Consider the following 25,448-nt stretch of genomic DNA (forward strand, 5'->3'; position numbering starts at 1 on the left):
GAGCGGGCGGGATCAGATGGCGTCGCCCGGGCGGACCCGGGGGCGCGGGGTGCGCAGCATCCGCGGCTGGGTCGCGCGCATGACGGCGTACCAGCCCATGCCGAAGCCGGTGTCGTCGGTGTCGGGGAACCGCTCGCGGACCGCCTTGTTGACGGTGCGGCCGAGGAGCACGCCGTCGATCACGACGACCGCGATGAGGACGAGGAACAGCGTCTGGCTGAACGCCAGCAGTTCCGGGTTCGGGATGAGCTGGAAGACGATGACGAACAGCGCCAGCGGCATGAACCAGTTGATGAGGCGGCGGTGCGTGTCCACCCAGTCGCGGGCGAAGCGCCGGACCTCGCCGCGGTCGCGGGAGAGGACGTAGCGGTCGTCGCCCTCCATCATGAGCTGGCGACGCTCCTCGCGGGCGGCGCGCTCCTCGGCCTTCGCGGCGCGGCGCTCCTCCTTGGACATGGAGGCCTGAGCTGCCTTGCGGCGTTCCTTCGCCTCCTTGCGGGTGAGCGGCGCGGTGACCGGCCCCTGGCGCATCCCGCGGGCGCGCTCCTGGTCGCGGCGCCGGGGCGTGGGCTTGCCCTTGCCAACGGGACGCCGCGGGTCGACTGCGGGCTCGGGCGTCGGCTCCGTCGCCGCCTCGGGGGCGGGGGAGTCCTTGCCGGTCTCGTCGTCTCTGGAGCCGAATGCGCGCAACTTCACGGTCCCAGGCTAGGCGATCGCCGGTTGTGCCGGACATTCACCCATACGAGGTGACAGGCGTATCGTGTGGAGGGGAACGGGAGCCGGGGAATAGAGGACTCCCCGGTGGGCGTTGGAACCTGCATACGTCCCCGAAGCCCTCTCGGATCGCAAGGAGAACCGACATGACCACAGCGGAGAACACCGCCACCGGCGTACTGCTCACCGAGGCCGCCGCCTCCAAGGCCAAGGCCCTGCTCGATCAGGAGGGTCGCGACGACCTCTCCCTGCGCATCGCCGTCCAGCCCGGTGGCTGCGCGGGCCTGCGCTACCAGCTCTTCTTCGACGACCGTTCGCTCGACGGCGACGTGGTGGACGACTTCGGCGGCGTCAAGCTGGCCGTCGACCGCATGAGCGTCCCGTACCTCATGGGTGCCTCGATCGACTTCGTCGACACCATCGAGAAGCAGGGCTTCACGATCGACAACCCGCAGGCCACCGGTTCGTGCGCCTGCGGCGACTCGTTCAACTGACCCCTCGGTCGCGCTGACCGCCTGACGACCCGGACCGATCACGCATCGGTCCGGGTCGTCTACTGTCTGGGGCATGCCCGTCGTCATCACAGGTTCCATCGCCACCGACCACCTCATGACCTTCTCGGGTCGCTTCTCCGAGCAGCTGCTGCCGGACCAGCTCGCGCATGTGTCGCTGAGCTTCCTGGTGGACTCTCTCCAGATCCGGCGCGGGGGCGTCGGTGGCAACATCGCCTTCGCGCTCGGCGTGCTCGGCCGTCGGCCCCATCTGGTGGGCGCGGCGGGCGAGGACTTCGCCGACTACCGCGACTGGCTCGAGCGTCACGGCGTCGACTGCTCGGCGGTCCACATCAGCTCCGCGCTGCACACCGCCCGGTTCGTGTGCACCACCGACTCGGAGATGGCGCAGCTCGCCTCCTTCTACCCGGGCGCGATGGGGGAGGCCGCCACCATCTCGCTGGCGCGCCTGGTGGAGCGGATCGGCCGGCCCGAGATCGTCCTCATCGGCGCCAATGACCCCACCGCCATGAACTCCCATACCGCGGAGTGCCGCGAGCTGGGCCTGGATTTCGCCGCCGATCCCTCCCAGCAGCTCGCGTTCCTCGACGGCGAGGCGGCCGCGGCGCTGGTGGACGGTGCGCGCTATCTGTTCACCAACGAGTACGAGTACGAGCTGCTGCTCAACAAGACCGGCTGGACGGCGGCCGAACTCGACGCCAAGGTCGGCACTCGCGTCACGACCCGCGGCGGCAAGGGCGCGGTGATCGCCGAGCAGGGCGCGGAGCCGATCGAGATCGGGAGCGTCCCGTCGGACAACCTGCTCGATCCGACGGGCGTGGGCGACGCCTTCCGCGCGGGCTTCCTCAGCGGTGTCCTCGACGGATTGTCGTTGGAGCGCTCGGCCCAGTTCGGTGCGCTCGTCGCCACGCATGTGCTGGAGACCACCGGCACTCAGGAGTGGACCATCGACCCGGTGGCCGCGCGCCGCCGTCTCGCCGACACCTACGGCGACGAGGCGGCCGAGGAGATCTCCTCGCTCCTCCCGGCCTGACCCGCCGCCCGGTCCGCCGTGCCCGTCCGGCGGGCTCAGAGGCGGACCGGGTATTCGCGCCGCTCGATGTCGGGGGAGATGCGCCCCTCCACGAAGATGCCGTGCCAGATCATGAAGCACAGCATGGTCCAGATCCGACGGCTGTGGTCGGAGTCGCCGCGACGGTGTTCGTCGAGCATGCGCATCACGGCGTCCTTGTTCACGTACTCGTCGGTGCCCGACGCCGCCACGTGCTCGCGCGCCCAGTCGTGGAGTTCCGGCCCGGCCAGCCAGTGGCGCGTGGGCACGGGGAAACCGAGCTTGCGCCGGTGCAGCACGTGCGCGGGCACGATCCGCTCGAGAGACTTGCGCAGGGCGTACTTGGTGGTGCCGTGGGCGATCTTCTCGGTGTACGGCAGCCGCGAGGCGACCTCGTAGACCTCACGGTCGAGGAACGGCACGCGCAGTTCGAGGGAGTTGGCCATGGTGACCTTGTCCGCCTTGACGAGGATGTCGCCGCGCAGCCACGTGAACAGGTCGAGGTGCTGCATGCGCGCGACGGGGTCCCAGCCGCGGGAGCGTTCGTAGATGGGTGCGGTGACGTCCTGGTGGCTCCACTCGGGGCGGTAGTCGCGCAGGACGGAGCGGACCTGGTCCTCGGAGAACGAGCGGGCGTTGCCGTAGTAGCGATCCTCCAGGGTCATCGACCCGCGGTGCAGGAGGCTCTTGCCCCGCGTGCCCTCGGGGATCAGCTCGCTGGCCTTACCGAGCGCGCGACGTAGGGCGCCGGGGACCTTCTCGAACGGCGCGAGCGACAGCGGCTCCTTGTAGATGGTGTAGCCACCGAACAGCTCGTCGGCGCCCTCGCCGGACAGCACGACCTTGACGTGCTTGCGGGCCTCACGGGCGACGAAGTAGAGGGGGACCAGGGCGGGGTCGGCGACCGGTTCGTCGAGGTGCCAGATGATCTCGGGGATCGCGGCGGCGAACTCCTCGGGGGAGACGACCTTGACGATGTGCTCGACCCCGATCGCGGCCGCGGACTCGGCGGCGACGTCGATCTCGGAGTACCCCTCGCGTTCGAAACCGGTGGTGAACGTGAGGAGGTTCTCGTTGTGGCGTCGGGCCAGCGCGGCGATGGCGGTGGAGTCGATGCCGCCGGACAGGAACGAGCCGACGGTGACGTCGGCGCGCATGTGCTTGGCGACCGAGTCCTCGAGGGCGGCGGCGATCTCGTCGTAGCGGCGCTCGGCGTCGCCGTCGGCGACGGGCGCCACGGGGAAGGTGGGTTCGAAGTACCGCTCGATCACCGGCTCGCCGCCGGGGGTGAGGGAGGCGTGGCACCCGGACTCGAGGCGTCGGACGCCGCGGGTGAGGGTCTCGTCTTCCGGGACGTACTGGAGGGTGACGTAGTGCTGGAGGGCGCGGGTGTCGAGGGAGGTGTCGACGACGACGAGGTCGATCAGTTCGGTGACCGACTTCTTCTCGCTCGCGAACACGGTTCCGCCGGGACCGGAAGCCATGTACAGGGGCTTGATGCCGAAGGGGTCGCGGGCGACGAAGAGGGACCGCTCGACGGTGTCCCAGATCGCGAAGGCGAACATGCCGCGGAGCCGGCGGACCGCGGCGGGGCCCCAGTGGTGGAAGGCGACGACGATCGGTTCGCCGTCGCCCTCGGTCTCGAAGGTGGCGCCGAACTCGCGCCGCAGCTCGTCCCGCAACTCGAGGTAGTTGTAGATCTCGCCGTTGAACACGAGCGCATAGCGGTCGGGCTGCTCCGGCGGGCCCCAGCGGAGCGGCTGGTGTGAGTGCGAGATGTCGATGATCGACAGGCGGTTGAACCCGAAGGCCATGTCGCCGTCGACCCAGGTGCCGACCTCGTCGGGCCCGCGGTGGCGCTGGCACCCCATGGCGCCGAGCACGCGGGCCTCGTGGGTACGGGCGGAGCCGTCAGGGGTGATCAGACCAAGCAGGCCACACATGCGTCGGGTACCTCGTCCATCGTCGTCGTAGCGTCCGTGATGGCCCGCCTGCGCGGGTCCGGACGCGTTCGAATACTACTGGTCGGTGGGTTCCCGCCCGTCCCGGCGGACGGCGTGGGGGCCTCGCGGGTGAATTGCCGGACCCGCGGCTTTCATTCTGAGAGCCGTGGTCTACTCTTCTAAGGTGTCCCGGCCACGTGGCCGGTGCCGCTGATCAGGAAGGCGTGATGGTGGAACAGCGTGACGGGCGTCGTCGGACGCGCAGGGCGACTCTCGCGGTGGCTCTCGGTTCATTGGGCTTGCTGTTGTCCGGTTGTAGCCTCCACACCGACAACAAGTGGTGGAACCAGACGATCAACTTCGGATTCCCGACCGGTATCACCCCCGAGGGCGTCGCGATCCGTGAGTTCTGGACGGGCACCGTCATCACTTCGCTCATCGTCGGGTTCTTCGTGTGGGGCCTGATCTTCTGGTCGATGGCCGCCTACCGCAAGCGTAAGAACGACAACGGTGAGTTCCCGCGGCAGACGGCGTACAACGTGCCGCTGGAGCTGATCTACACGGCTGCGCCGTTCGTGATCATCTCCGTGCTCTTCTACTTCACCGTGGTCACCCAGAACAAGGTTCTCGACCTCCGTCCGGAGGAGGAGGTCGGCGTCAAGGTCGACGTCACCGCGTACCAGTGGAACTGGAAGTTCGGCTACAACAAGGTCGACGTGGCCGGCGCGAGCATCGAGGACGGCACCAACTACGAGGCGCAGCGTGCGGCCGAGGAGGCCGGTGTGCTCTCCGACGAGGCCCGCGAGGCGCTCGGTCATCATGGTGAGCCCGCCGCCGGTGGCCCGATCCACGGCCGTCTCGCCGAGGACAAGTCGTACCTGGCTTACAACAACATCGAGACCGTGGGCACCTCCGAGGAGGTCCCGGTCCTGGTCCTGCCGACCGGCACCCGCGTCGAGTTCCGGCTCGCGTCGGCGGACGTGATCCACTCGTTCTGGATCCCCGAGTTCATCTACAAGCTCGACGTCATGCCGCACCCCGGCAAGAACCAGCAGTTGAGCATGTTCCAGATCGAGGAGATCGAGCGCGAGGGCGCCTTCGTCGGCCGCTGTGCCGAGATGTGCGGCATCTACCACGCGATGATGAACTTCGAGCTGCGCGCGGTCTCCCCGGAGGCGTTCGCCGACTACATCGAATTCCGCCAGGCCAATCCGACCGCGACCAACGCGGAGGCGCTGGAGTCCATCGGGGAGGAGCCGTACTCGATCTCCACTGCACCGTTCAAGACCGGCCGCAGCGATACCCGCGACCAGAACAACACCATCGAGACCGCGTCAGCTAACTGACGGTTCTCCCGGTATCACGCGAAGGATTTCTGAACGATGAGCGCAACAGTACGAATCTTCGACGCACTGTTTATCTTCCTGGCCATCCTGGCCATCGCGTACGCGTACCTCACCGGTACGTCGCGGACGGGCGTCGAGTGGGTCGGTACCACGGCCCTGGTGCTCTCGGCCGGCCTGAGCCTGCTGATCGGTGGTTACCTCCGCTTCGTGGCGCGGCGCATCAGCACCCTGCCCGAGGACTACGAGGAGGCCGAGGTCTCCGATGGTGCCGGTGAGCTGGGCTTCTTCAGCCCGCACAGCTTCTGGCCGTTTCTGCTGGCCTTCTCGGTCTTCGTCATCGGCTACGGTGCGGCGTTCTGGAACTGGTGGGTGCTCATCGGTGGCGCCGTCGGCGTGATCTTCTGCGCCTCCGGCTTGGTGTTCGAGTACCACTGGGGCCGCGAGAAGCACTGACCCTCTGATCGTCTTCCGCCGGGGCCCGGCGTCGCTGTCCGCGACGCCGGGCCCCGGCGCTTTTTGGTCGTGATCGGGCCGCTCCCGCCCGACACTTTTCGCCGCGCGCCGGTGGCCGGCGCTGTCTAGAAGGGCGGTGTGTCGGTGTCGGTGGTGGGGTGGCCGGTTGTGGGTGGTGGTGTGGTGGTGTTGGCGGCGCGTTCGGCGGCCAGGCGTCGGGCGCGTCGGAGCCAGTGGGTGGCTTGTGGTCGGGGGTCGAGCCAGGGCCGGCGGGGTGGGGCGCTGGTCGCTTTTGGTTCGGGTTCGGGTTCGCGTTGGCGCCAGCGGGCCAGGGTCCGGTGGGATGGGTGGTCAGGGTGTGGCCGGTGTCGGTGGTCACGGTCAGGGTGCCGTCGGGGGCGAGGTGGTAGTGCCAGCCGTGGAAGGTTTTGAAGCGGTGGTGTTGGCGGCACATGATGGCGAGGTTGGCTTCGATGGTCAGGCCGCCGTTGTCGGGGTCGGTGTGGTTGAAGGGTCGGATGTGGTCGATGTCGCAGTCTTGGGCGGGTACGGAGCAGCCGGGGTGGCGGCAGGTGCCGTCGCGTAGGCGGATGCGGTGGGCCAGTTCGGTGCTGATGCGGTAGCGGCGGGCTGTGGTGGGGGTGTCGGCGGTGCCGGGTTCGGTGTGGGGCACGGTGATGGTGGCGCCGACGCTGCGGGACAGCAGTTCGATGAGGGCCTCGATGGTGGCCGGGCCGCCGCGGGGGAGGTAGACCTCGGGTTCGCCGTCGGGGCCCAGGGGTGCGAGCACGGTGATGGTGGGGCGGACCTGGGTGGCCGGGCGGCGGGCTCCGGCCCGCGCGCCATCCCGTGTGCCGGTCTGCGCGTCGGCGGGTGTGTCTGCCGTGGCGTGGCCGCCCGCGTTGTCGCCGGGCTGGTCGGCTGTGTCGGTGGGGTCGGGGTCGAGGAAGGCGGCGACGAGGGCGTCGGCGCGTAGTTCGTCGATGCTGCGGATGTATTCGGCGTCGAGGGTGTCGGCGCCTGCGCGGGCGGCCTGCAGGCGGGCCTGTTTGTCGCGGGTGGCCTGCTCGGTGGCGGCGCGGTGCAGGACCTCGTAGACGGTGGAGGCTTCGGCGGCGGTCAGGTGGGCTGTGAGGTCGGCCATGCCGTCGGTGCCGCGGCGGAGGCGGATGTGGCGTTCGCGGGTGGCGGCGGCGCGGCGGGCGCGGACGCCGGCGGGGTCGTGGTCGGTGATGATGCGGTCGAGGGTGCCCAGGATGGCCTCGCGTCCGGGGCGTGTGCCGGCGGCGATGGCGGCCATGAGCCAGTCGATGATCTCGCGTTGGACGGCGCCGCGGTGGGCCGAGTCCACGGTGCGCATCTGGCGGGCGAGCAGGGCGGCGGTGTCCTCGTCGAGGCGGCCGGTTTCCATGGCCTCGACCAGGGTGGGGAAGCGGGTGATCAGGGTGCGGGCCCGGGTGAGCAGGGTGCGGGCACGGTTGTTGTGCACGCCGTAGGCGGCGACGATCTCGGCGCAGGCGATGTGGAAGGGTTCGATGACGGCGTGTTCGGGTGTGAGGTCGACCTGCGGGTCGTATCCGGCGGCCAGGTCGCGTCGTTCCTGCTCGTCTTCGCAGACGGTGTAGAGGTGGTAGCAGGCCCGGAGGCGGGCGGCGGCGGCGATGTTCTCGGCGTAGAGGGCCTGCACGGCGGCGGCGCCGGCCGCGGCGATGGCGGGACAGTCGACGGAGCCGCCCGGGTGCGACTGTGCTCGCGTCATCGGTGCCCGCCCCCTCGCGTGTGTGGGTGTGATCGCCGCCCGACCGGGCGACTATCGCTCGTGTGTTCGATCAAGTGAACGCTAGCAACCCACTACGACACGATGGGGTTCCAACTCGTCTACCCGTGGCGAGCGGCGACAACCGGGGCGGCCGTCGGATGCGGCCGCTCGAGGACGGCCGTACGGGGCAGGGCGGCCACGAGAACGGGCCCCGTCCGCGGTGCGCGGTCGAGGCCCGTTCGGTGGGGTGGGGAGGTGCGCTTACAGCCCCATGTCCTTGGCGATGATGGTCTTCATGACCTCGTTGGTTCCGCCGTAGATCCGGTTCACGCGGTTGTCGGAGTAGAGGCGCGCGATCGGGTACTCGTTGATGAAGCCGTAGCCGCCGTGCAGCTGGAGACAGCGGTCGATGACCTCGGCCGCGACCTCGGTGCAGAACAACTTGGCCGAGGCGGCCTCGGCGGCCGTGAGCTCGCCCGCGTCGAGCGCCTCGAGAGCCCGGTCGGCGACGGCCTGCGCGGCATCGACCTTGGCCTGGCAGGCCGCGAGCTCGAACTTGGTGTTCTGGAAGGCGGAGACGGGCTTGCCGAACACCTCGCGCTGCCGGGTGTATTCCTTGGCGAAACGCACCGCGGCCGCGGCCTGCGCGTAGGCGCCGAAGGCGATGCCCCAGCGCTCCGACGGAAGGTTCTGGCCGAGGTACGAGAAGCCCCGGTTTTCCTCGCCGAGGAGGTCCTCGACGGGCACCTTGACGTCGGTGAAGGACAGCTCGGCGGTGTCGGAGGTCTTGAGTCCGACCTTGTCGAGCTTCCGGCCCACGGAGTAGCCCTCGAGCGAGGTCTGCACCGCGAGCAGGGAGATGCCGAATCGGCGGTCGTCCTCGCGCGGCGGCGCGGTACGCGCGCAGACGATGACGCGATCGGCGTGGACGCCGCCGGTGATGAAGGTCTTGGCCCCGTTGAGGATGTAGTGGGTGCCGTCCTCGGAGAGCTTGGCGGTGGTCTTCATGCCGGCGAGGTCCGAACCGGTGCCCGGCTCGGTCATGGCGATGGCCCACATCTCCTCGCCGGAGACGAACTTGGGGAAGTATCGAGACTTCTGCTCGTCGGTCGCGAGCATCTTCAGGTAAGGCAGGCAAAGGGCCACGTGGACGTTGGACCCTCCGAAGCTCACGCCTGCGCGGATGACCTCCTCGGACTGGATGGCCTCGAACTTGTGCGAGTCGAGGCCGGCACCGCCGTACTCCTCGTCCACGGTGATGCCGAACAGGCCGAGGTCGGCGAGCTTGTAGTAGAAGTCGCGCGGGACGATCCCGGCTTCGTACCACTCGTCGTAGTGGGGGACGACCTCGGACTCGATGAAGTCGCGGAGGGTCTTCCGGAAGGCCTCGTGGTCTTCGTTGAACACAGTGCGGCGCAAGAGGGTGCCTTTCCATCGGTGGCCCGCCCGGGTCGGCGGACCGATCGTGCCGGAGGGGAGCGGGGCGTCGGGTAGTGGACTGTTACCGGTGAGTAGCTTACAAGAAACCGACTGCGCTCCGCGGGTTCCACACCTCATCCGTTTCGGCTATCTCACTCATTGCCGGGGATGAATTCCAGGCCTTCGTCCGCGACGATCCGGATCGGACCGCTGACGTCCGTCCCGTCGACTCGCTGACCCTTCCGCGTCACCGCTACCACGCCCCCGTCGCGGAGCTCGAATGCGACCGAACGCGCGGCCTCCATATGGTCGCGCCAGCCCTCCCCGCCGACGACCCGGGCGGCATCCGAGGGGCATATCGACCCGGTGCCGCGGGATCGCAGGAGGGTTCTGATCGTCGCCTCGAGTCGCCGCCGCGTGCCCTCGTCGGTCGGCTCCCACCACGGATCGCCGCGCTCGCCGAGGGCGACCTTCGCGTCATGCACCATCACCCGGGCCGCGTCTCCCCGGGCCTTGACCTCACGCCGCCCGGTCATCAGTGCGCGAACCAGCTCGGCGCGGAGCTTCTCGGGGATCGAGGGGTCGGTCGCGCGCCAACGTCTGCCGCCGACCACGACGTAGTGGCCGTCGTCCGCGTGTTCCGCGCCGTCGGCCGGGCCCTGCTGATTGTCGGTCACCCTGTCGATCATGCCTGTGAGAGTCCGCGGTCGGCGGTGATCGCATCCGACGGCGGTCTGTCCGAGGCCGGTGTTATCGTCACGACAGGGCACTGAAACGCGTTCCACCGGATGAGACGGAAGACGAGGGACCTTCGTGACGGCGCAGGACAGAACTTTCGACGCGGAATTCGACGTGGTGGTCGTGGGGTCGGGGGTGGCCGCGCTGTTCGGCGCCGCCGCCGCGGCCTCGCGCGGACTGTCCACCTGCCTGATCGAGAAGACCGACCGATTCGGCGGAACCTCCGCGTACTCCGGCGGGGCGGTGTGGCTGCCCGGTAACGCGGTCCTCGCCAGAGACGGTGTCGACGACTCAGTCGAGAAGGGCCGGACCTACTTCCGTGCGGTGGTGGGCGACCGAACCGACCGGGACGTACAGGACGCCTTCCTCAACACGGGGCCGGCGGTCGTCACCTTCCTGCAGGAGGAACTGGGCATCCCCACCAGGTTCCAGGCGTTCCCCGACTACTTCGACGCGCCGGGGCGCCAGGAACAGGGCCGGAGCATCTACCCGAAGCCGATCAAGGGCGAGGAGGTCGGGGATCGGGCGGCGGATGTGCGTCCGCCGGTTCCCGCCGACCAGTTCGGCGCCGCCGAGGACACCACCCGGCTGGAGGGAGGCCGCGCATGGGTGGCCCGGCTCGTGCTCGCGCTCGACGCGATGGACTCCGCCGAGACGCGTCTGAACACCGCGGCGCAGGAACTGGTGCGGGACGAGGACGGACGCGTGATCGGGGTGGCCGTCGACGGTGAGGGCGGCCGCCGGCTGCTCGGTGCCCGTCGAGGCGTGCTGGTCGCCGCGGGTGGGTTCGAGCGTTCCGGGGAGCTGCGTCACCGTTGGCAGCAGATGCCCACCGCCGATTGGTCGTCCTCGCATCCGGACACCGGCTCCGGCGACGCGGTCCGCATGTTCGAGCACGTCGGGGCGCAGCTCGACCTGCTCGACCAGTCGTGGTGGTGCCCCGCCACCCTTTTCCCGAACGGCCACGCGGCGTTCACGCTGGGGTTCCGCTCCGGGTTCATCGTCGACGGCACGGGCCGTCGGTTCGCCGACGAGCTCCTGCCCTACGACCAGATGGGCCGCCGGATGCGCGCCCGGATGGCGGACGGGGCCGGTGACGAGTTCTGGCTGATCTTCGACGACGCCGAGGCCGGTAACTTCCCGGCCATCTGCATCCCCGCGCCCGAACCCGACCAGCTGCGCGAGGCGGGACTGTGGCACACCGCCGGTTCCGTCGACGAGCTGGCGGCCGCCACCGGGCTGGACGCCGCGGCGCTGCAGGAGAGCCTCGAGCGGTTCAACGGCTTCGCCGAGCAGGGGAGGGACGCGGACTTTGCCCGGGGGGAGGACCCGTACGGTCGCTTCTTCCTGGGCGTCTCCACGGCCGAGCAGTGCCTGCGGCCCGTGGGAGGGGACCGTCTGCACGCCGTCCGCCTGGTCCTCGGTGACCTGGGCACCAAGGGCGGCGCGGTGATCGACGCGAACGGTGCCGTGCTCGACACGGAGGGTCGACCGATCCCGGGCCTGTACGCGGCGGGCAACTCGTCGGCGTCGGTGTCCGGGGAGGCCTACCCCGGGCCGGGCGTCCCGCTCGGCTCCGGAATGGCCATGGCCTTCCGCGCTGTGGCTGACATGGCCGGGGAGCCGTTGCCGATCGCACCCTGAACAGCTTCGCGCGGCACCGGCCGGCCCGGCGGCTGCCCTCAGTGGCCGCCGAGGCCGGGACCGGCCGGGATCAGCGGCCGGCCCAGCGGAGGAAGTCGGCGACCGGGACGACCGGTGTGCCCCACCGCTGGGCGGCCCGCGACTTGGTCGACTGGCTGCCCGGTTCGGCGATCACCAGCACGTCGCAGCGGGACTTGGTCACCGCCGACACCGGCTCGAGACCGCGCCGGCGAGCCATGCCTTCCATCTCGTCCCGCGCCACCACCGTGCCGTCCCGGTCGAGTGCACTACCGGTGAAACACACGCGCGCCCCGGGCCGCAGCACCTCGGCCACGTCGACCGCCGGCGCGGCCTCCAGCCCCCGCGTGAGATCCGAGCCCACCACCTCGGAGGCCAGCCGCAGCCTGTCGAGCAGGACTGCGGTCATCGGTACCCGCTGCGCGGCGCGACGGATCTGGTCGGCCACGAGCCCGCGCGCTCCCACCACGACATCGCGGTCGCCTGCGGTGATCACCTCGTCGTCGTCGCCAGTTCCCGGGTGACCACCGCGGCGCGGTGGGTCGAGTAGTACCGCCGACACCTCCGCGCTGATCCGCAGCATCGCCGACAGCTGGGGGAGTGCGGCCGGGGACGGTGGGTGGGCGTCGCCGTCGCGGGTGAGGAGGTACCCGCCCCGCGCCGGCTCCGCCGGACCCACCGCGCCCGGCCCCACCGCGCCCGCACCGGCCTCGTCCCCGTGCGGGTCGACCCGGTGCGACCCGGCGCCGACCACGTCGAACACCCCGGCGCCGGTCTCGTCGAGCCACAGCCGCTCCCGGGCCTCGAGTGCGACGCGCGCACGGCGGATCGCCGAGCCGGCGCGATGACGGGCACGCTCACCGGGAATGAGCGCGGCGGAGGGGATGTCCACCCCGGGCGGCATCGCCACCGGACTGCCCAGTCGCTCGAGCTCGGCGGCGAGACACTCCAGCGTGGCGTCCAGGTTCACGCCTATCGGCGTGTAGCCGTCCACGAGCGGCGCGATCATCGCCCACGCCTCCGGCAACGTCGGCGCGAGCAGCACGTCGGACGCGCTGATCCCGTAGTCCGCCCGCGCCTGCCCCAGGTCGCGCTGCGGGTTGACCAGCGTGGTCACCGCGCTACCGTCCGGGAATACCACCGCGAGCTCCACCGGCCGCGGACGGGAACGGGCGCCGTCGCCCCCGACGGTGAGCGCCGCGATCGCACAGTAGCGTCGGCCGTGGACGTCGCCCTCGGGGTCGCGGAGGAACCGGAGGATCCGGCGGTCGGTTCCGAGGTCGCCCGGCCTGACCGGCCGGGTGAGGACGAGACCGTCCAGGGAACGCGACCGGCTGAGCGCGACATACAACTGGCCGGGCGCGAAGGTGCCGCCGCCGAGGTCCACGATGAGCCTGTCCAGCGTCTGACCCTGGCTCTTGTGGATGGTGATCGCCCAGGCCAGGGTGAAAGGGAACTGGCTGAAGGAGCCGACGGCCTCGTGGCGCACCGTGCCGTCGGAGCCGTAGGGGCGGGTCACGTCCCAGGTGTGTGGGGCGACCTCGGCCACCTCACCACCGGGGAATCCGACGACGACGACGGGTCCTGTCTCTCCCCGGCCCTCCCGTCGCCCCGGCGACGCATCGAGCACCCGCCCGATGGAGCCGTTGACCCAGCGGTCCGCCGGGTCATTGGTGAGCATCATGACCTGGGCGCCGACCTTGAACACGAGCCTCGCCTCGGTCGGAGGCTCGAACCCGGTGAGGTCGCCGGTGATGGCAGCCTCCATCGTCAGCTCTGCCCCGGGGAGACGGTCGAGGCGTCGGCGATTGTGGGCGGCGGCCATCCGGTTGGTGGTGGTCAGCGTCAGCCACGGCGCGTCGTCCGGCGGCTCGAACCCCGGGTCGGTGCGCGAGTTGAGCCGCTCGAGTGCGGTGCCGACGAGCGTGCCCTCGCGGATCGAGTTGAGGATGGCGGTCAGCTCCGGGTCGCCGGACTGCCGGAAGACGTGGGTGAGATCGACGGTGGGGAAGCGGTCGCGGTCGAAGCGCTCGGCGGAGAAGAAGTAGGGGGTCGTGTACGCCGCGTCGAAGTCGGGGCGCTCCGCCTCGGTGACGACCGGTGGGAGTTGGAAGAGGTCGCCCACCAGGACGAGCTGGACGCCGCCGAACGGCATCGTGGGGTCCGGACCGAATCGCTCGAGGGCGATCGCCATCATGTCGAACAGGTCGGCGCGGATCATCGACGCCTCGTCCACGATCAGTGTGCGGACGCCGGCGAGCGCCCCGGCGAAACGCCCCGGGCGGTACGAGGCACTGCGGACGTGGTCGACGGTGAACCCGGGGTGTAAGCCGAACAGTCGGTGGATGGTGTAGCCGCCGACGTTGAGTGCGGCGATGCCGGTCGGGGCGGCGACCAGCGTGGGGCGACGGGTCTCCTCGAGGAAGCGACGGATGAGGGTCGACTTGCCGGTGCCCGCCTTGCCGGTGAGAAAGAGGTCGTGCCCGCCGTGGAGGAGTTCGAGGGCGTGGTCGACCTCATCGGTGAGCACGATCCCACCGTCCGCGCCGGACGTGTGTGACTGCTCGGTCATTCCTACCTCGCGGGTCGAGGGCGGGGTGGACGACGACCGCGGGCCGGACCTCCTCAGAGAAGGAGATCCGGCCCGCGGTCGGGTGCTGTCGGGGATCAGTGCTCGTCGTGGCGACGAGTACGGTTCTCCTCCTGCAGCGTCGTGAGCATCGAGTGCTCGCGGTGGTGCTTGTCGTGATCGGCCTCGTCGAGCAGGCGCGCCTCCTCGACGGGGTCGGGCGTGAGCGCGCCGCGCGGGGGGCGGCCCGCGACGCCGAGCTGGTTCATCTTGGTGGGCACCTTGGCGCCGGCGTACTCGAGCGGGACGGCGTGGCCGTGCTCGTCGATCTCGCCGAGGGGCTGGTGGACCTCGATGAACTCACCCTGCGGCATCCGCATGATGATGCCGGTCTCGATGCCGTGCTCCAGCACCTCGCGGTCCGAGCGCTGGAGACCCAGGCACAGACGGTAGGTGAAGAAGTACACCAGCGGCGGCAGCAGGATGAGCCCGATACGTCCGGCCCACGTCGTCGCGTTGAGCGAGATGGCGAAGTGGTACGCGATGAGGTCGTTGGAGCCCATCAGGACCAGGATCACGTAGAAGGTGATCGCCATCATGCCGGAGGCGGTACGGACCGGCACGTCGCGCGGACGCTGCAGCAGGTTGTGGTGCGCCTTGTCGCCCGTGATCCTGGCCTCGATCTGCGGGTAGAGGAACATCAGCACGACCATGGCGCCGAGCATGACGGCCACCCAGGTGGTCGCCGGGATCGTGTACGGGCCGAGGTAGAGCTCCCAGGCCGGCATCACACGGGCGCCGCCCTCGGTCCACAGCATGTACCAGTCGGGTTGCGAACCGGCGGAGATGTGCGACGGGTTGTATGGCCCGAGATTCCATATCGCGTTGATCGTGAACAAGCCCGAGAAGAGCATGAGCATGCCGACGGTGATGGCACCGAACGCGATCGACTTGACGGCGAAGACCGGGAGGATCCGGACGCCGACGACGTTGTTCTCCGTGCGGCCGGGCCCGGGGAACTGCGTGTGCTTCTGGTACCACACCAGCGCGAGGTGAGCGGCGATCAGCGCGAGGATGATGGCCGGGATGATCAGCACGTGCAGGACGTAGAAGCGCGGGATCATGATCTCGCCGGGGAAGTCCCCGCCGAAGATCATCCAGTGCATCCAGGTACCGATCACGGGCAGACCCACGATGATCGCGGAGGTGATGCGGAGGCCGGTGCCCGAGAGCACGTCGTCCGGCAGACCGTAACCGAGGAAGCCCTCGACGATGCCCAGGAGCAGCAGCACGCAACCGATGGTCCAGTTGGCCTCACGCGGTCGGCGGAACGCGCCGGTGAAGAAGACGCGGATCATGTGGACGACCATCGACGCCACGAACAGCAGGGCCGCCCAATGGTGGATCTGCCGCACGAAGAGTCCGCCACGGACCTCGAACGAGATGTCCAACGCGGTCTCGTAGGCGCGCGAGATCTCGATGCCGTTGAGCGGCGCGTACGCACCCTGGTAGATCACCTTCGACATGGAGGGGTCGAAGAACAGGGTGAGGTAGACACCCGAGATCAGCAGGATGATGAAGCTGTACAGGGCGACCTCGCCCAGCAGGAAGGACCAGTGCGTCGGGAAGACCTTGTTGATCTGCCGGCGCATGCCCTTGGCCATGGTGTACCGCGCGTCGAGGCCGTCGCCCAGGGACGCGAGTCTTGTGTTAGTGCTCATGAACGACGCTCCCAGAAGGCGGGTCCGACCGGCTCGACGAAGTCACCGTTGGCGACGAGGTAACCCTCGTTGTCCACGGCGATGGGCAGCTGCGGAAGCGCGCGGGCGGCGGGGCCGAAAACCGGCTTCGCGTACTCGAGCGCGTCGAACTGCGACTGGTGGCACGGGCAGAGGAATCGATGGGTCTGCTGCTCGTACAGCGGGGTGGGGCAGCCGAGGTGGGTGCACACCTTCGAATAGGCGTACAGGTCACCGTAGTTGAAGTTCTCCTGGCCCTTGCGCTTGATCACTCGTGCGGCGTCTTCGGGGCGGAAGCGAACCACCAGAACCGCGTTGCGCGAGCCGTGGAGCGCGTGCATGTGCTCCTCGAAGTTACCCAACGCGCTCGCGGGCAGCGGGAAGACGGTCTCGAGGCCACCGGCGGCGAGGTCGTCGACGCGGATGCGCTCCAGGCGGCCCTCGCCGGCGGGCGGATGCCCGTCGGGGTAGACCTTGCCGGTGTCGCGGCCGAGGTAGACCTTCTCCGCTGGTAGACCGTCGGGACGGTTGTCGGAGGCGAGGGTCCATCCGGTGGTGTGGAGGGTGCCGTCACCGGCGAGGGTCATCTCGCCGCGTTTCCACGGGTTCTTGATCATGCCGCCGAGCGGCAGGATCGCGGAGAGGCCGATGAGCCCCACGCCCGCGCCGAGGAAGCCGCCCATGACCTTGCGGCGGCCGATGGTGGAGGTCTTCCACGAGTCGTTGAGCTCGGCGACGATGGTGCGACGGTCGACCTCGTCCGAGAGGCCGTCGTGACGGGTCTGGACCGAGACCTCGTCGGGGACGAACTTCTTGGTGAACTGCACGGCGCCGAAGCCCAGGAAGAGGATCGACAGGCCGATCGTGCCGCCGAGCAACGGCGTGTAGGCCATGTACAGCCAGTAGCCGTCCTCACCCTCGCCGCGGTACTCCCACGGCCAGAAGATGTAGACGACGGCGAAGGCGAGGGCGAACAGTGCCGACAGCGCGAACCAGGTGGTGACGGTGCGCGCGGCACGCTTCTCGGCGCGTGTGGTCACGCCCTCGGGCCAGCGGTTCTCCCGGTGCCGGACATCGACCTCGTCGAGTTCGGTGCCCAGGCGTACGAGCTCGGCCTCGCTCATGCGGTCCAGGTCCGCCGGGGACGGGTTCTTCGGGGTCTCACTCATGAACGGGATCCGATCCACAGGGTCGCACCGATGAGGGCGACGATGCCGACAAGCCAGATGGCCACGCCCTCGGTGACGGGGCCGAGTCCGCCGAGGCCGTAGCCACCGGGCGTCACCTTGTTATCCGTGGCCTTGATGTAGGCGATGATGTCCTTCTTCTCGTCAGGCGTGAGCTGCCGGTCCGAGAACTTGGGCATGTTCTGGGGACCGGTGAGCATGGCCTGGTACATCTCCTGCTCGTTGGCAGGGTCCAGTACCGGCGCGTACTTACCGCCGGAGAGCGCTCCGCCGCGGCCGGTGAAGTTGTGGCAGGACGCGCAGTTGAGCCGGAACAGCTCGGAACCGCGGGCGATCTCCTCGGCGCGGCTTTCGCCGGAGGCGCCTCGCAGCGACTCCTGCGCGATCGTGCCGTCGGCGTTGGTGATGATGCCCGGCCCGCCGCCGTGGAGGTCGACGTACGCCGCGAGAGCGATGATCTGCTGCTCGCTGTAGCGGGGCTTCTTGCGCTCGGCCTGCGCCTCGTTGTCCGCGGCCGGCATGCGGCCCGAGTGCACCTGGAAGTAGGTGGATCCCGCGCCGACACCGACGAGGGACGGTCCGCGGTCCTCGACACCCTGCAGGTTCTGCCCGTGGCAGGTGATGCAGGCGACGTCGTAGATCGACTTGCCCTCGGCGATGAGCGCGGCCTGATCCTGCTGGGCCGTCGCCACCTGCGGCTCCGGGACTACGGCGGTGGCGATCGCTCCCGCTCCGAGGAGGCCGGCAGCGATGACGAGCGCGCCGGTCGCCTTACGGCGCCGCTTGGTGGAGGCCGACCGCGTCGGGGTCGTCGCCGGGTCCGGCGACGGCGTGTCCGCAGCGGGTGGGTGAGGTGAGTTCATTGTGAGTTCCCTTTGGTGTTGGGACCTGCTGGACACAGCGTCCTGCGGCCAGCTGACTACTGAATGAAGTAGATGGTGACGAAGAGGCCGATCCAGACCACGTCGACGAAGTGCCAGTAGTAGGACACCACGATGGCGGCGGTGGCCTGCGCCGGGGTGAACCGCGACATCGTCGTACGCATCACGAGAACGACGAAGGCGAGGACGCCTGCGGCCACGTGGAGGCCGTGGAAGCCGGTGGTGATGAAGAAGACGGACCCGTAGACGCTGGAGGAGATGGTGGTCCCCTCGAGGTACAGCATCACGTACTCGTAAGCCTGGCCGATGAGGAAGACGGTGCCCATGACCGCGGAGATGACGTACCACCGCCGAAGTCCGAAGACATCGCCTTGCTCGGCGGCGAACACGCCCAGCTGGCAGGTGAACGATGACGCCACGAGGATCACCGTGATCGTCAGGGCGAACGGCACGTTCAGATGCGTTGGGTAGGAGGGCCAGTCACCTCCCGAGTTCGCCTTGGAGACGAAGTACATCGCGAACAGGCCCGCGAAGAACATCAGCTCCTGGGACAGCCAGATGATGGTGCCCACACTGACCATGTTCGGCCGATTCAGCGAATGAACACGCTGGGCCATGGCCGATCCTGAGTTATCTACTGCGCTCGTCACGTGGCCAAGTATGACCCCTGAGGTGGGGCGAGTCTGCATGGACCCCCGAAATCGGCGTGTCCGCTCAGTGTTTCCGCAGGTCGCCTCAGATACGTCACCGTCAGGGGTCGGAAATCGCGCCCCTTGCAGGGGCTATCAGCGGCCTCTCAGGCTGGTCGGTCCGGACCGTCGCGCTTGCCGTGGTCAGGGGACGGTGCGGGCGGCGGCGGTGCCGGGGTGGCACGATTGACCCCGTGTGGCCGGGCCCTCGGGGTGCCGGCTCCGTTCTATGACACCAGAGGAGGTCGGGACACGTGGGCAGTTCGGCGGCGATCGACGGGGGCCGGTCCTGGCCCGGGGTACTCGGCACCCTCACGGCGGAGGAGGACCTGGATCCGGCGGACGCCCGGTGGGCGATGTCGCGGATCATGGAGGGCGTCGCGACCGATGCGCAGATCGCCGCGTTCGGCGTGGCCCTGAAGATGAAGGGTGTCACCGGACCCGAGCTCGAGGCGCTCGCCTCGACGATGCTCGACTACTCCCGTCGCGTGCCCACGGACCGCGCCTGTGTGGACATCGTGGGCACCGGCGGCGACCGGCAGGGCACCGTGAACATCTCGACGATGTCGTCGTTGGTGGTCAGCGCGTGTGGTGTGCCCGTCGTCAAGCACGGCAACCGGGCGGCGTCCTCCAAGAGCGGAGGGGCTGACGTCCTCGAGGCGCTCGGCGTGGCCATCGATCTCGGGCCCGAGGACGTGGGGCGTTGTCTCGACGAGGTGGGGGTGGCCTTCTGCTTCGCCCCCGTGTTCCACCCCGCTCTACGCTTTGCCGCGACTCCGCGCCGGGAGATCGGCATCCCGACCGTGTTCAATATCCTGGGCCCGTTGACGAACCCGGCCGCCCCGGCGGCGAATCTCATCGGGTGCGCCTTCGAGAATCTCATCTCGGTGATGGCCGAGGTGTTCGCGCTGCGCGGCCGGTCGGCTCTGGTCGTCCGCGGTGCCGACGGGCTGGACGAGATCACGATGACCGGTCCGACCCGAGTCCTGCGGGTGGCCGACGGTCACGTGGACGAGGACCGGATCGAGCCCGCGGACTTCGGGATGAGTACGTGCTCGATCGAGGAACTGCGCGGCGGCGACGGGGTGCACAACGCCGGGGTCGCCCGGGACCTCCTGGCGGGGAAGACCGGCCCGGTGCGTGACGCGGTGTTGCTCAATTCCGCGGCGGCGCTCGTGGCGTTCGACGGTCTCGACAGGGACGCGGACCTGGTGGCCGCGATGCGTGCGGCCGTGGACCGGGCGGCGACGGCGATCGACGACGGCGAGGCGGCGCGCCTGCTCGAGAAGTGGGTCGGTTTCAGCGCGAACCGGTGAGTCAGGCCTGGCGGTGATCGGCGGCCGCGCGTTCGGCCCGGTCCGCCCAGTCCGTCAGGGTGTGCGCACCTCCGAGGGGGAGCGTCCAGCAGCCGTCGACCGAGACGATGCGGGTCTGCGTGGAGTCGATCCACCGATGCACATTCCGGATCTGGGCCCGGGTCGCCCCGGCGAACGGCCCCGGCGCGGGCCGCACGGTGGAGGCGGCGGCCCGTAACCCGTCGATGACCGGCATCGGCGCGGCTCCGGGTGGAACCGTGCCGGATCCGGCGAGCCGGCCGTGGCGGACGACCGCCACCGCCCAGGCCCGTCGGGGTGCGGGTTGGACGAGGACGATCTCAGCGAGCGCGGCGGTCGCGGCCAGTTCCTGTCGGCGGGCGAGTACCCGGATGAGGGCGGCGGTCCTGTCGCGCAGTCGTGCCCCGCGCTCGAAGGCCCCGCCGGCGGCGAGCCGGTCGATCTGCTCGACGAGCGCGTGCAGCGGACCCGAGTCCCGCCCGTCGGCGAGCGCCGCCCAGAGCTCGGGCCTGGGCCGACCGCCGAACGCCCCGAGGAGGTCCTCCCAAGCGGCGCGCGCGTCCTCGGTGCGGCGGAACGGTCCGATCGCCGTGGGGTCGTCCGGGACCCTGACGATCGTCGGACGGCTGGCGCGGCCGGTGGGAGGGGAGAGCCACCAGCCTCGGCGGGGGCTGCGTGACCGTCTGTTGAACGGTGGCTGCAGTGAGTCGATGAGTTGTTCCTCGACCGTCCACGCCTCGAGGAGGTGGGCGCACGGCACAGCGTCCACCGAGGCGGCCAGGCCGACCATGGTGCGCATCCGTCCGCGGGTGTCCCCGCCGGAGTAATAGGAACGCGCGCGACGACGCACCGAGCCGGATGAGCCGACGTACAGCGGCCCGCCGGCCTCGTCGCGGAATACGTAGGCCCCGGGGCCGTCGGTGAGCGACTCGGTGAGGGTCGCGCGACGTCGGATCTCGGGAGCCAGGCGGCCGTCGTACGCCAGCAGCTCCGAGAGGGTGGACACCCCGCAGTCGCCCACCCGCGAGATGAGGGCGTGCAGCACGTCCACCGTGGCACGTGCGTCCTGCAGGGCGCGGTGATTGGGCTCGACCGTGGCGCCCAGGTGCGCGGCCAGCACCCCGAGCCGGTGCCCACGCGTCTCGCCTCGGTGGAGCACCCGCCGGGCGAGTGCGAGGGTGCACACGGACGGGGGATCCGGCCAACGGTGGCCCGTTGCGGCCGCGGCGGCGCGGAGGAAGCCGAGGTCGAACCGGGCGTTGTGCGCCACCAGGACCGCCCCGCGCGAGAACTCGAGGAACGTCGCCATCACCTCGCCGAGGGACGGTGCCCCGACGAGGTCCTCGGGGGCGATCCCCGTCAGTCTGCTGATGTGCCCCGGCAGCACGCCGTCGATCGAGACGAAGGTGGACAGCTCCGCCTGCACCTCGCCTCCCCGGACCCGGACGGCGCCGATCTCGGTGATCTCGTCGCCGCCCGGCCTGGTGCCGGTGGTCTCGAGGTCGACGACGACGAAGGTCACCTCGGACAGCAGCGGCTCGAGCTCGTCGAACGCGGCCTGCACGCCGACGGGTGCCGGTGAGGTGGGTGGGGGCATGGCGGAGACGGTAGCGGCGGGGTCCGACACCGCTGTCCGCGGCCGGTGGCCGTCACGGACCGGGGGAGTGTGTCGTACCCGGTTCCTAGGGTGCGCTCCAGGACGCCAGCCGCGGGGCCGGATCGCGGCTCGATAACGAACGGGCAACACGCCCAGGACGGAATGTGAGGTAGATCATGGTGTCGATGGATTGCACTCGCTGCCCGATGGGGCCGGGGAACTGTGAAGGCTGCGTCGTCTCGCTACTTCTCGGCGAGAAGGGCCAGGTAGACGAGCTTTCTCCGGAGTCCTGCGGGTATGTCCTCGACCCGGAGGTGCGGACGGCGATCGACGTCCTCCGGGCCGCGGGAATGGTGACATCGATCGACATCCTGGCCGCGGAAACCGCCGCGTGAGCGGGGAACTGGACTTCGGCGAGACAGTTTCGTAACCTTTTCGAGACCTCGGAAGTCATTCCCCGCCCGCCGGTGGGGAGCCGGGGTCACGCCTAAGCGCCCGAGGGCGCGCCGGGGAACCACGTTCCACTGGGGTGAATCGCTCGACGACCGCGAGGTCGGCCAGCGTAGGACAGACTTCCGTGTCCGAACCCGTCAGCTAACCCGGTCGGTGCCGCAGGAAGAAAGAGGAAAGTCTCTCGTGGGAGCCCACAGCATCAAGACCAGCTCGACCGGCCGCCGCGTGGCCGCCGTCGGACTGCTCGCCGCCGGAGCCGCTGTCGCGGGCTCCGGGACCGCATTCGCCGCGCCCGTGACCGTCGACGTCCCCGTCGAGCTGCGGCTGCCGGGTGTTCCGGCCCAGGTCACCATCGACGTCCCGGAGGGCATCGCGCTTCCGGCCGGCCTCCAGCAGGCCGCCCAGGCAGCCCCGGCCGCTCCGGTCGAGTTCGCCACCCCGGCGCCCGAGATCTCCACCGGCCAGCGCGTCCTCGACGCGGCCACCACCCGTGTCGGCTCGCCCTACGTCTGGGGTGCGACCGGCCCCAGCTCGTTCGACTGCTCCGGCCTGACCTCGTGGGCCTACAAGGAGGCGGGGATCTCGATCCCGCGCACGAGCCAGGCCCAGATCGGCGGCGGCACCCAGGTGGCCAAGTCCGACCTGCAGCCCGGTGACATCGTCGCCTTCTACAGCGGCGCGAGCCACGTCGGCATCTACGCGGGCAACGGTCAGGTCGTCCACGCCCCGTACTCCGGCACCTCCGTGAGCTACGCGCCGGTGGACTCCATGCCGTTCTACGGCGCCACCCGCTACTACTGAGGCGGGTCGGCTCTCCGACCCTCACACACCCCGCCCGTGACCGGTCACGTACCGGCCCCGGGCGGGGTGTGTCGTATGTAACATCCCTTCTCGGGTGCCGGATGCCTCATAGGCGTCAGAAGCCACCCCGCCCCAGGCCCACCCCGGACCCGAGAGACCGACGTCAGCAGATGAAGCCCCGTCCCCGCGCGAACATGGTCGCTGCCGCCGTGGCGGTCGTGGTGCTCCTGGACGTCGCTGCCGCCACTGCTCCGCCTACCGCGACTGCGCAGCCCACCGTCACGGCCCAGCCCACCGTTCCCGTCGACGCCCCCACGACGATCCCGGCCCCCGCGGCCGATCCGTCCCCCGCCAGGAGTGGGAGAGCGGCCGATGTGCAGCCCTCCGCCTCGCCCGGGGCTCCCGAGGGCCCGGTGTCCGGTGCGGGCGAGGACCTGGCCGAGTTGGCGCGGCTGTCCGAGGAGGCCGGGGCTCTCGGTGAGGAACTCCACCTGGCCCGTGCGGAACTCGCCCGCGCCGAGCGGGAGCGGGATCGCCTCGAGCGGGCCGCCGGGACAGCCGCCGGTCGAGCCGCGGTGGCCGACGGTGCGGCCGTGCGGGATCAGTCCCTCGTCGACCACCTCGCCGCCATGAGGTACCGAGGCGGCGACCCGGGCGCGACCAGGGCCGCGGTTCTCGCCGAGAGCCCGCGAGACCTCGTGCAGAGATTGGACGCCCTACGCCGGCTGTCCGGCGCCACCACGAGCGCACTGGACGCCTCGCGGGCGGCCTCCGAGACGGCCGCACGCCTCCGGGATGACGCCACAAGGACCGCCGACGCGGCACGGGCCTCCGCTCGCGCGGCGCGAGAGCGCGCCGATCATCTCGACCGGCGCATGGCCGAGATGCGCGAACTCATGGACGAGGTACGTCGCCGCGTGGACTCCCTGACGGACGGGCAGCGGGCCCTGTGGGTCGGCGGGCCGGTGATGCCCGCCGGATACATCGCCCCGCCCGTGGACGACACAAACTCGGCCGCGCTCCGCGTGGCGCTGACCCGACTGGGCGCTCCGTACTCGTGGGGCGCCACCGGTCCCGAGGAGTTCGACTGCTCCGGGCTCATGGTGTGGTCGTACGCCAGGGAGGGCAAGACCCTGCCACGATCGAGCCAGGCGCAGGCGGTCGCCGGGGCACCCGTGGCGATGCGGGACGCCCGACCCGGTGACCTGGTCATCTACTACCCGGAGGCGACCCACGTGGGGATGTACGCCGGGGACGGCCTGGTGCTGCACGCCCCGACCTACGGCGTCCCCGTCAGGCTCGAGAGGGTCGACGCGATGCCGATCCACTCGATCCGGCGGTACTGACCGCGCGCGAGCGGCCCGGTGACGTTCCGGGGCGCAGGATGGCGCCGGGTCGCGCTGGCCCGGTGAGGGCGCTGTGGCAGGCTCGGGGTCGATGACCAAGACCCTGCTGATCACCAACGACTACCCGCCGCGCCCCGGCGGGATCCAGTCCTATCTCGAGACGTACCTGAGCCACCTCGATCCCGCGGAGGTCGCGGTCCTCGCGTCGACGTTCCGCGGTGCCGAGTCCGCCGAATACGACGCGTCCAGGCCCTATCTCGTGGAGCGCGTGCCCACCGAGATGCTGCTGCCGACGCCGGACCTCGCGGCCCGGGCGCGCCGCCTCGCCTCGGATTTCGGCGCGACGACGATCTGGTTCGGGGCGGCCGCCCCGCTCGCGGCCATGGTCCCGGTCCTGCGTGACGGTCCCGTGGAGCGGATCGTCGCGAGCACCCACGGGCACGAGGTGGGATGGTCGATGCTCCCCGGGTCGCGTCAGGTCCTGCGCGTGATCGGGGAATCGACCGACGCGATCACCTACGTCAGTGACTACACGCGTAGGCGGTTCGCCGCCGCCTTCGGCCCGCGAGCCCGGCTGGTGCGCCAACCGGGTGGCGTCGACACGGAGCGGTTCCGTCCGGACCCCGTCAGGCGCCGGGCCATCCGTGACCGCTACGGGGTCGCGGACCGCGACGTGATCGTGTGCCTGTCCCGCCTCGTTCCGCGGAAGGGGCAGGACGCGCTCATCCGCGCGATGCCGGAGATCGCACGGCGGGTGCCGGGAGCCGTCCTCGTCGTCGTCGGCGGGGGACCTTACAGGCGGACGCTCGAGGGGCTCGCGCGCCGGTACGGCGTGGCGGACCGGGTCATCTTCACCGGCCGGATACCCGCGGACGAGATCGTCGACCACCACCGCATGGCCGACGTCTTCGCGATGCCGTGCCGCACGCGCGGCGGCGGGCTGGACGTCGAGGGACTGGGGATCGTCTACCTCGAGGCGTCGGCGTGTGGTGTGCCGGTGGTGGCGGGGCGCAGCGGGGGAGCACCGGAGACGGTCCGGGACGGGCGGACCGGGCTCGTGGTGGACGGGACCTCGCGGCGCGAGATCGTCGACGCGGTGGCCGGGCTGCTCGAGGACCGTCCGCGTGCGTCCTCGATGGGGCTGAGCGGCCGCCGCTGGGTCCTCGAGAACTGGCGGTGGGAGGACCTGGCGCGGGACATGGAACGCGTGCTCTCGGGGGAGTGACCCGCGAGAGCACGCGTCCGGCCCGCCGGG

21 protein-coding genes and 1 riboswitch are annotated in these 25,448 nt (G+C 70.2%); of the genes, 10 read left to right on the plus strand and 11 right to left on the minus strand.

Annotated features, from left to right (window positions below; translation table 11 throughout):
- Positions 1 to 12: 12 nt before the first annotated feature.
- A complete protein-coding gene (locus A6035_RS06345; RefSeq protein WP_108847080.1) occupies positions 13 to 696 on the minus strand; it encodes a DUF3043 domain-containing protein in 684 nt (227 codons plus the stop codon).
- A 164-nt stretch (positions 697 to 860) separates the two neighbouring features.
- On the opposite strand from A6035_RS06345, the gene A6035_RS06350 reads away from it, so the two are divergent.
- Positions 861 to 1,208 carry a HesB/IscA family protein gene (locus A6035_RS06350; protein ID WP_108847081.1) on the plus strand — a complete coding sequence of 116 codons (348 nt, stop codon included), beginning with the start codon at positions 861 to 863 and terminating at the stop codon, positions 1,206 to 1,208.
- Positions 1,209 to 1,281: 73 nt separating this feature from the next.
- Entirely contained in the window at positions 1,282 to 2,259 is a 978-nt protein-coding gene (locus tag A6035_RS06355; RefSeq protein WP_108847082.1) for a carbohydrate kinase family protein, read from the plus strand.
- A 35-nt stretch (positions 2,260 to 2,294) separates the two neighbouring features.
- Here A6035_RS06355 and asnB read toward each other — a convergent pair whose 3' ends face one another.
- The gene (asnB, locus tag A6035_RS06360) at positions 2,295 to 4,220 is read right to left on the minus strand and encodes an asparagine synthase (glutamine-hydrolyzing) (protein WP_108847083.1); all 1,926 of its coding nucleotides are present in this window, start codon (positions 4,218 to 4,220) and stop codon (positions 2,295 to 2,297) included.
- A 227-nt stretch (positions 4,221 to 4,447) separates the two neighbouring features.
- On the opposite strand from asnB, the gene ctaC reads away from it, so the two are divergent.
- Together ctaC and A6035_RS06370 are read left to right on the plus strand one after the other, a co-directional pair.
- Entirely contained in the window at positions 4,448 to 5,566 is a 1,119-nt protein-coding gene (gene ctaC / locus A6035_RS06365) for an aa3-type cytochrome oxidase subunit II (RefSeq protein WP_200836391.1), read from the plus strand.
- 36 nt (positions 5,567 to 5,602) lie between these two features.
- A complete protein-coding gene (locus tag A6035_RS06370; protein ID WP_108847085.1) occupies positions 5,603 to 6,019 on the plus strand; it encodes a cytochrome c oxidase subunit 4 in 417 nt (138 codons plus the stop codon).
- On the opposite strand, the gene A6035_RS06375 is transcribed toward A6035_RS06370, so the two are convergent.
- The 3 genes from A6035_RS06375 to A6035_RS06385 all read right to left on the minus strand — a co-directional run bounded on the left by A6035_RS06375 (position 5,940) and on the right by A6035_RS06385 (position 9,886).
- Entirely contained in the window at positions 5,940 to 7,778 is a 1,839-nt protein-coding gene (locus A6035_RS06375) for an HNH endonuclease signature motif containing protein (protein WP_244192555.1), read from the minus strand. The two genes, A6035_RS06370 and A6035_RS06375, sit on opposite strands and share 80 nt — an antisense overlap.
- A 261-nt stretch (positions 7,779 to 8,039) precedes the next feature.
- Entirely contained in the window at positions 8,040 to 9,197 is a 1,158-nt protein-coding gene (locus A6035_RS06380; protein ID WP_108847086.1) for an acyl-CoA dehydrogenase family protein, read from the minus strand.
- Positions 9,198 to 9,349: 152 nt separating this feature from the next.
- Positions 9,350 to 9,886, minus strand: a complete 537-nt coding sequence (locus A6035_RS06385) for a DUF3253 domain-containing protein (protein WP_108847087.1) — start codon at positions 9,884 to 9,886, stop codon at positions 9,350 to 9,352.
- A 124-nt stretch (positions 9,887 to 10,010) separates the two neighbouring features.
- Between A6035_RS06385 and A6035_RS06390 the strand changes: the two genes are divergently transcribed.
- Entirely contained in the window at positions 10,011 to 11,579 is a 1,569-nt protein-coding gene (locus A6035_RS06390; RefSeq protein WP_108847088.1) for an FAD-binding protein, read from the plus strand.
- Positions 11,580 to 11,649: 70 nt separating this feature from the next.
- Here A6035_RS06390 and A6035_RS06395 read toward each other — a convergent pair whose 3' ends face one another.
- From A6035_RS06395 to ctaE, 5 genes are all read right to left on the minus strand, one after another.
- Positions 11,650 to 14,169, minus strand: coding sequence for an AAA family ATPase (locus A6035_RS06395; protein ID WP_208635565.1), 2,520 nt, complete (start codon positions 14,167 to 14,169; stop codon positions 11,650 to 11,652).
- Between the two features lie 95 nt (positions 14,170 to 14,264).
- Positions 14,265 to 15,887: a cytochrome bc1 complex cytochrome b subunit gene (qcrB, locus tag A6035_RS06400; RefSeq protein ID WP_108847089.1), complete on the minus strand. Its 1,623-nt coding sequence runs from the start codon at positions 15,885 to 15,887 to the stop codon at positions 14,265 to 14,267.
- A complete protein-coding gene (qcrA, locus tag A6035_RS06405) occupies positions 15,884 to 17,074 on the minus strand; it encodes a cytochrome bc1 complex Rieske iron-sulfur subunit (protein ID WP_108847090.1) in 1,191 nt (396 codons plus the stop codon). Before qcrA ends, qcrB begins: the two co-directional genes overlap by 4 nt.
- Positions 17,071 to 17,955 carry a cytochrome bc1 complex diheme cytochrome c subunit gene (qcrC, locus tag A6035_RS06410; protein WP_108847091.1) on the minus strand — a complete coding sequence of 295 codons (885 nt, stop codon included), beginning with the start codon at positions 17,953 to 17,955 and terminating at the stop codon, positions 17,071 to 17,073. Before qcrC ends, qcrA begins: the two co-directional genes overlap by 4 nt.
- A gap of 56 nt (positions 17,956 to 18,011) precedes the next feature.
- The gene (gene ctaE / locus A6035_RS06415) at positions 18,012 to 18,623 is read right to left on the minus strand and encodes an aa3-type cytochrome oxidase subunit III (RefSeq protein ID WP_108847092.1); all 612 of its coding nucleotides are present in this window, start codon (positions 18,621 to 18,623) and stop codon (positions 18,012 to 18,014) included.
- A 293-nt stretch (positions 18,624 to 18,916) separates the two neighbouring features.
- Between ctaE and trpD the strand changes: the two genes are divergently transcribed.
- Positions 18,917 to 19,978: an anthranilate phosphoribosyltransferase gene (trpD, locus tag A6035_RS06420; RefSeq protein ID WP_108847093.1), complete on the plus strand. Its 1,062-nt coding sequence runs from the start codon at positions 18,917 to 18,919 to the stop codon at positions 19,976 to 19,978.
- A gap of 1 nt (position 19,979) precedes the next feature.
- Here trpD and A6035_RS06425 read toward each other — a convergent pair whose 3' ends face one another.
- Complete coding sequence (locus tag A6035_RS06425) at positions 19,980 to 21,593, minus strand: DEDD exonuclease domain-containing protein (RefSeq protein ID WP_244192556.1); 1,614 nt, start codon at positions 21,591 to 21,593, stop codon at positions 19,980 to 19,982.
- A gap of 176 nt (positions 21,594 to 21,769) precedes the next feature.
- Between A6035_RS06425 and A6035_RS06430 the strand changes: the two genes are divergently transcribed.
- From A6035_RS06430 to A6035_RS06445, 4 genes are all read left to right on the plus strand, one after another.
- On the plus strand, positions 21,770 to 21,988 hold the full coding sequence (locus tag A6035_RS06430; protein WP_108847095.1) for a hypothetical protein: 219 nt from the start codon (positions 21,770 to 21,772) through the stop codon (positions 21,986 to 21,988).
- Between the two features lie 79 nt (positions 21,989 to 22,067).
- Positions 22,068 to 22,217: riboswitch (cyclic di-AMP (ydaO/yuaA leader) on the plus strand.
- A gap of 12 nt (positions 22,218 to 22,229) precedes the next feature.
- Entirely contained in the window at positions 22,230 to 22,847 is a 618-nt protein-coding gene (locus A6035_RS06435; protein ID WP_108847096.1) for a C40 family peptidase, read from the plus strand.
- A 170-nt stretch (positions 22,848 to 23,017) separates the two neighbouring features.
- The gene (locus A6035_RS06440; protein WP_108847097.1) at positions 23,018 to 24,193 is read left to right on the plus strand and encodes an NlpC/P60 family protein; all 1,176 of its coding nucleotides are present in this window, start codon (positions 23,018 to 23,020) and stop codon (positions 24,191 to 24,193) included.
- A gap of 91 nt (positions 24,194 to 24,284) precedes the next feature.
- On the plus strand, positions 24,285 to 25,418 hold the full coding sequence (locus A6035_RS06445) for a glycosyltransferase family 4 protein (RefSeq protein ID WP_108849115.1): 1,134 nt from the start codon (positions 24,285 to 24,287) through the stop codon (positions 25,416 to 25,418).
- The last annotated feature ends 30 nt before the right edge of the window (positions 25,419 to 25,448 follow it).

The sequence above is a fragment of the Dietzia lutea genome, from assembly GCF_003096075.1.
In the GTDB taxonomy this organism is placed as follows: Bacteria; Actinomycetota; Actinomycetes; order Mycobacteriales; family Mycobacteriaceae; genus Dietzia; species Dietzia lutea.